The organism is Mycobacterium sp. (assembly GCF_049278535.1).
Taxonomy (GTDB): Bacteria; Actinomycetota; Actinomycetes; order Mycobacteriales; family Mycobacteriaceae; genus Mycobacterium.
This window is the reverse complement of record NZ_JBAPMI010000268.1, coordinates 1-5,070: the sequence shown is the minus strand read 5'-3', so window position 1 is coordinate 5,070 and position 5,070 is coordinate 1. Positions and strand designations below refer to the sequence as shown.

Sequence of the window (5,070 nt, the reverse complement as noted above, 5' to 3'; positions counted from 1 at the left end):
TCGTTCTCGATCGGCCCGGTCGCGGTGATGTCGCTCGCGGGGTCGTCGGCCGCATCACCCGGCGTCACGTCGTCCCGCTCGGTCACGACGACGTCCCCGGCCGGCCCGGCGCGCCGCGGTTGGACCGTACTTGCAGCGCGGTGACGATCTCCGGCGCGAGCATGGTGACATCGCCGGCGCCCATCGTCACGACGACATCGCCCGGCGCGGCGGCCGCGGCCACTGCCTCGGCGACCGACGAGAAATCGGGCAGGTACTGCACCGGGACGCTGACGTGTTCGGCAACGAGCGCCCCGCTCACCCCGATGATCGGCTGTTCGCGTGCGGCGTAGACGTCGAGCACGAAAACCTGATCGGCCGCGTCGAGTGCTTGACCGAACTCCACAGCGAAATCCTTTGTCCGCGAGTACAAATGCGGCTGAAACACCACCAGCGATCGGCCGGCGCCGCTCTGCTCCAGCAGCGTCCGTACCGCCTCCAGGGTGGCACTGACTTCCGTTGGATGGTGGGCGTAGTCGTCGAAAACCCTTACCCCGGAGGTGTTTCCGATCAGCTCGAAGCGGCGACGCACTCCTTCGAAACCGGCCAGCCCGTCCAACACGCAGTCGGCTGCGGCGCCTATCTCGACGGCGGCCAGCATCGCACCCAGCGCGTTGAGCGCCATATGCCGGCCCGGGACCGACAGCCGCATCACCCACGGATGGATTTCGCCGTCGAGCTTGATGTGTGCGACCGCCTCGGTGCCCTGTTGTTCCCATGACAACAACGCCCCGGCCAACTTGTGGTCAGGACTGTCGTACGAGGAGCCGTACCGCAGCACCCGGATCCCCAGTGCTGCAACGCGTTCGGCCAGAGCGGCCGCGCCCGGGTCGTCGGTGCAGACGACGAGCGCGCCGCCGGGTGCGATGCGCTCCGCGAACGAGTCGAACACCGCGGTATAGGCATCGGAACTGCCGAAGAAGTCGAGATGGTCGGCCTCGATGTTGGTGACCACCGCGACATTCGGGGTGTATTCCAGCAGCGAGCCGTCGCTCTCGTCGGCCTCGGCGACAAAGCAGTCCCCGCTGCCGTGGTGGGCGTTGGTACCGGCCTCGCCCAGCTCACCCCCGACGGCGAAAGACGGGTCCCGGCCGCACTGCTGAAGCGCCACGATCAGCATCGACGTGGTGGTCGTCTTGCCGTGCGTACCGGTCACCATCAGCGTGGTCCGGCCGGCCATCAGCTTGGCCAGCACCGCCGGCCGCAGCACCACCGGAATGCCACGGCGACGCGCCTCGACGAGCTCGGGATTGGTCTTGGGGATCGCGGCGTGGGTGGTGATGACCGCCGTCGCACCACCGGGCAGCAGATCCAGTGACGACGCGTCGTGGCCGATCCGGATCAGTGCGCCGCGGGCCCGCAGTGCGCGCACTCCGCGTGACTCCTTGGCATCGGATCCGGACACCATCCCGCCGCGGTCCAGCAGGATGCGGGCGATCCCCGACATGCCCGCTCCCCCGATGCCGACCATGTGCACCCGCTGCAATTCGGGGGGCAGCGGCGGGGCGTTCATCGTCGAGTTCTCCCCGTCCGCGCGACGTCCAGCGCACTCCGCCGACTTTTCCCGCGCCTGCCATCCCGCGCTGCCCGCGCGACGTCCAGCGCGACGCGCGCCACCTGCTTCGCCGCGTCCGGATGACCGGCCAGTGCCGCGGCCGTCGTCATCGCCGCCAGCCGCGGCGCGTCGTTCAGCAGCTCGGCAACCTGCTCGGCGATGAAGTCCGGCGTCAGGTCGGCGTCGGCGACCAGAATCCCACCGCCGGCACGGACTACCGGTAGCGCGTTGAGCCGCTGTTCGCCGTTGCCGATCGGCAGCGGCACGTAGACCGAGGGCAGTCCGACGGCGGTCACCTCGGCGACCGTCATCGCACCCGACCGGCAGATCGCCAAGTCGGCGGCGGCATAGGCCAGGTCCATCCGGCTCAGGTACGGGACCGCGACGTACGGCGGGTCCCCGGGCGCCTTGGTGCGCAGATCCAGGGTGTTCTTGGCGCCGTGCGCATGCAGCACGGCAACGCCGGCGGCCGCCAGATCGCCGGCGGCCGCGGCGACCGCCCGGTTGATCGAGGCCGCACCCTGCGAGCCGCCGAAAACCAGCAGCACCCGGGCGTCGTCGGCGAAGCCGAAATGCGCGCGCGCCGACGACCGCAGCTTTGCGCGGTCCAGCGAGGTGATCGCTTCCCGGACCGGAACGCCGACCACTTCGGCATGCCGCAGGCCGGGATCGGGCACCGCCGAAAGCACTCGGTGCGCGCTGCGGGCCCCGACCCGGTTGGCCAGCCCGGCGCTGGCGTTGGCTTCGTGGATCACCACCGGCACGCGCCGACGGCGCCGGGCCACCCCACGGGCAGCCAGATACGCAGGCAGCGACACGTAGCCGCCGAACCCGATCACGACGTCGGCGTCGACTTTGTCCAGGACGGCCCGGGTCTGCCGGACCGCCCGCAGCACCCGCGCCGGGAGGCGGGCCAAGTCGCCGGTGGGTTTGCGGGGCAGCGGGACGGGAGTGATCAGCTCGAGCTGGTAGCCACGCTCGGGCACCAGCCTGGTCTCCAGGCCGCGCGCGGTGCCCAGCGCGGTGATTCGGACGTCGGGATCGAGCGCGACCAGGGCATCGGCGACGGCCATTGCGGGCTCAACGTGGCCGGCTGTGCCGCCGCCCGCGAGCACAACTGACAACGAGGAGTGCCCGGTTGGCTCCTTGACCGAGTCGTTCACCCGTAGCGCTGACCTTCCAGTGCTCGACGGCCGCGTGCTTGACGCTGGCCGGTGTACCGCTGTCCGCCTACATGATGCCCTGCGCTGGAAGCCCGCCGATCCACCGTGGGCTGTCTCGCCGGCCGCGCTGCTCGAGCAGCGGACGGCTTGCGCTGTGGCTTGGCCGGTTGCGGCCGGCTGCGCAGCCGATCGCGCAGCGCCTCGACCCGGGTCGGCGCATAGGGCTCCGGCAACGGCAGCCGCAGAATGCGGTTCATCCGGTCGTCGCGCCCGGCTCGCAGGGCGGCGACCGCCTCGGGTTCGTGCCGGGCCGCGTTGGCCATCATGCCGATCATCAGAAGTGTTGTGGCCGTGGATGTTCCACCGGCGGAGATAAGTGGCAGCTGGATACCCGTCACGGGCAGCAGGCCGATCACGTAACCGACGTTGATGAACGATTGGCCGATCACCCACAGCGTGGTGGTCGCGGTGAGCAGCCGCAGGAACGGGTCGGCGGAGCGGCGCGCGATGCGCATCCCGGTGTAGGCGAACAACCCGAACAGTCCCAGCAGTCCGAGCGCGCCGACCAGGCCGAGCTCCTCGCCGATGATCGCGAAGATGAAGTCGTTGTGAGCGTTGGGCAAGTAGTTCCATTTCGCGGTGCCCTGACCCAGGCCTTCGCCGAAAATACCGCCGTTGGCCAGCGCATACTTGGCCTGCCTGGCCTGATATCCAGAGTCCTGCGGGTCCTGACCGGGGTCCAGCCACGACCGCACCCGGTCGGAGCGGTAGCCCGCTGACACCGCCAGGATCGCTCCGGCGACGATCGCGGCGAACAGCGAGCTCAGGAACACCCGCAGCGGCAGGCCGGCGTACCACAGCAGGCCGAGCAGGATGATGCTCATCGACACCGTCTGGCCCAGGTCGGGCTGCGCGACGATGAGTGCCAGCGCGATGACCGCTGCCGGCACCAACGGAATCAGCATCTCCCGCAACGAGGCTCGCTCCATGCGCCGCGCCGCAAGCAGGTGCGCACCCCAGATCGCGAAGGCGATCTTGGTCAGCTCGGAGGGCTGCATCGAGAACCCGGCGATCACGAACCACCCGCGAGAACCGTTGGCTTCGTTACCGATTCCCGGGATCAGCACCAGCACCAGCATGGCAATGGTCGCGGCGAAGCCTGAGAACGCCATGCGCCGCATGAATCGCACCGGCAGCCGCAACGCCAGGTAGCAGGCGACCAGCCCAACGATTGTCCACAGCACCTGGCGGCCGAAGATGACCCACGCTGACCCGTCATCGTCGTAGGAACGGACCCCGGATGCGGACAAGACCATGGTCAGACCCAGCGTGGTCAACAGTGCGGCGACAGCGATGATCAGGTGGAACGACGTCATCGGCCGGCCCAGCCAGGCCCCGAACCGGGTACGTGGCTCGCCCGTGGCCGCGGTTGCCGCCTTGGTGGTCGCCTTCTCCTCGGACGCCTCCGACGTACCGTCCGCCGGCAGGTCGCCCTTGGTTCCCCGGCGCAGCAACCGGGTCAGTGTGATTTTCACCCGCAGCTACCGGGGCGTGGCGCGGACAGCGGCCGCGAACGCGTCGCCGCGCTCCCCGTAGCCGGTGAACTGGTCAAAGGAGGCACCAGCGGGTGCCAGCAGCACCGTATCGCCGGGTTGGGCCAGGCCACGAGCGGCGGCCACGGCAGCGGTCATAACACGGGTGCCGACGGTCTCGTCCGACAAAGGAGCCATCCGTGTCACATACGCAACAGAAGACTCAGCAGTCGCATGCATATCAATATCCTCGCCTGCCACAACCTGTACGACGGGCACATCCGGCGCGTGTCGCGATAACGCCTCGGCAACCATCGCCCTGTCCCGGCCGATCAACACCGCCCCGACCAGCCGCGGAGCGATCTTCGCGACGGTCTCGTGCACCGATGCGCCCTTGAGCAGACCCCCGGCGATCCACACCACCCGCGGGTAGGCCAGCACCGACGCCTCGGCGGCGTGCGGGTTCGTGGCCTTGGAATCGTCGACGTAGCTGATGTTGTCGACAACCGCGACCACCTCGGCGCGGTGCCGACCCACCTGGAAGGAAGCCAGCGCCGCGGCTATCGCGTCGCCGGAGACCCCGATGCTGCGCGCCAGGGCGGCGGCGGCCAGCGCATCGAGCACGCCCACCGGGCCCGGCACCGGGATCGACGCGACCGGCGCCAGAGCCAGATCGGAGCCGGCGGAGAAAAAGGCCCTGTCGACCAGCATGCCGTCTCGCACGCCGAGCTCGCCGGCCGCCGGGTCACCGAGCCGGAAGCCGACCCGGACCGGTGCGGGG

The 5,070-nt window shown here is 69.7% G+C and carries 4 protein-coding genes; all 4 read right to left on the bottom strand.

All coding sequences use genetic code 11. The annotated features are described in order from the left end of the window. Nucleotides 1-82: 82 nt before the first annotated feature. A complete protein-coding gene (murC, locus tag WAO18_RS18200; protein WP_422207632.1) occupies nt 83-1,552 on the bottom strand; it encodes a UDP-N-acetylmuramate--L-alanine ligase in 1,470 nt (489 codons plus the stop codon). Beyond that, on the bottom strand, nt 1,549-2,757 hold the full coding sequence (gene murG / locus WAO18_RS18195) for an undecaprenyldiphospho-muramoylpentapeptide beta-N-acetylglucosaminyltransferase (RefSeq protein WP_422207631.1): 1,209 nt from the start codon (nt 2,755-2,757) through the stop codon (nt 1,549-1,551). Before murG ends, murC begins: the two co-directional genes overlap by 4 nt. Further along, on the bottom strand, nt 2,754-4,292 hold the full coding sequence (gene ftsW / locus WAO18_RS18190; protein ID WP_422207630.1) for a putative lipid II flippase FtsW: 1,539 nt from the start codon (nt 4,290-4,292) through the stop codon (nt 2,754-2,756). The genes murG and ftsW overlap by 4 nt, the downstream gene beginning before the upstream one ends. A 6-nt stretch (nt 4,293-4,298) precedes the next feature. Next, nucleotides 4,299-5,070, bottom strand: a 772-nt coding sequence (locus WAO18_RS18185; RefSeq protein WP_422207629.1) for a glutamate ligase domain-containing protein, incomplete at its 5' end; no start/stop codon positions are given.

Bases quoted from the DNA above. Each gene is read 5' to 3' on its own strand.
- murC (WP_422207632.1), bottom strand. From the start codon at position 1,552: ATGAACGCCCCGCCGCTGCCCCCCGAATTGCAGCGGGTGCACATGGTC.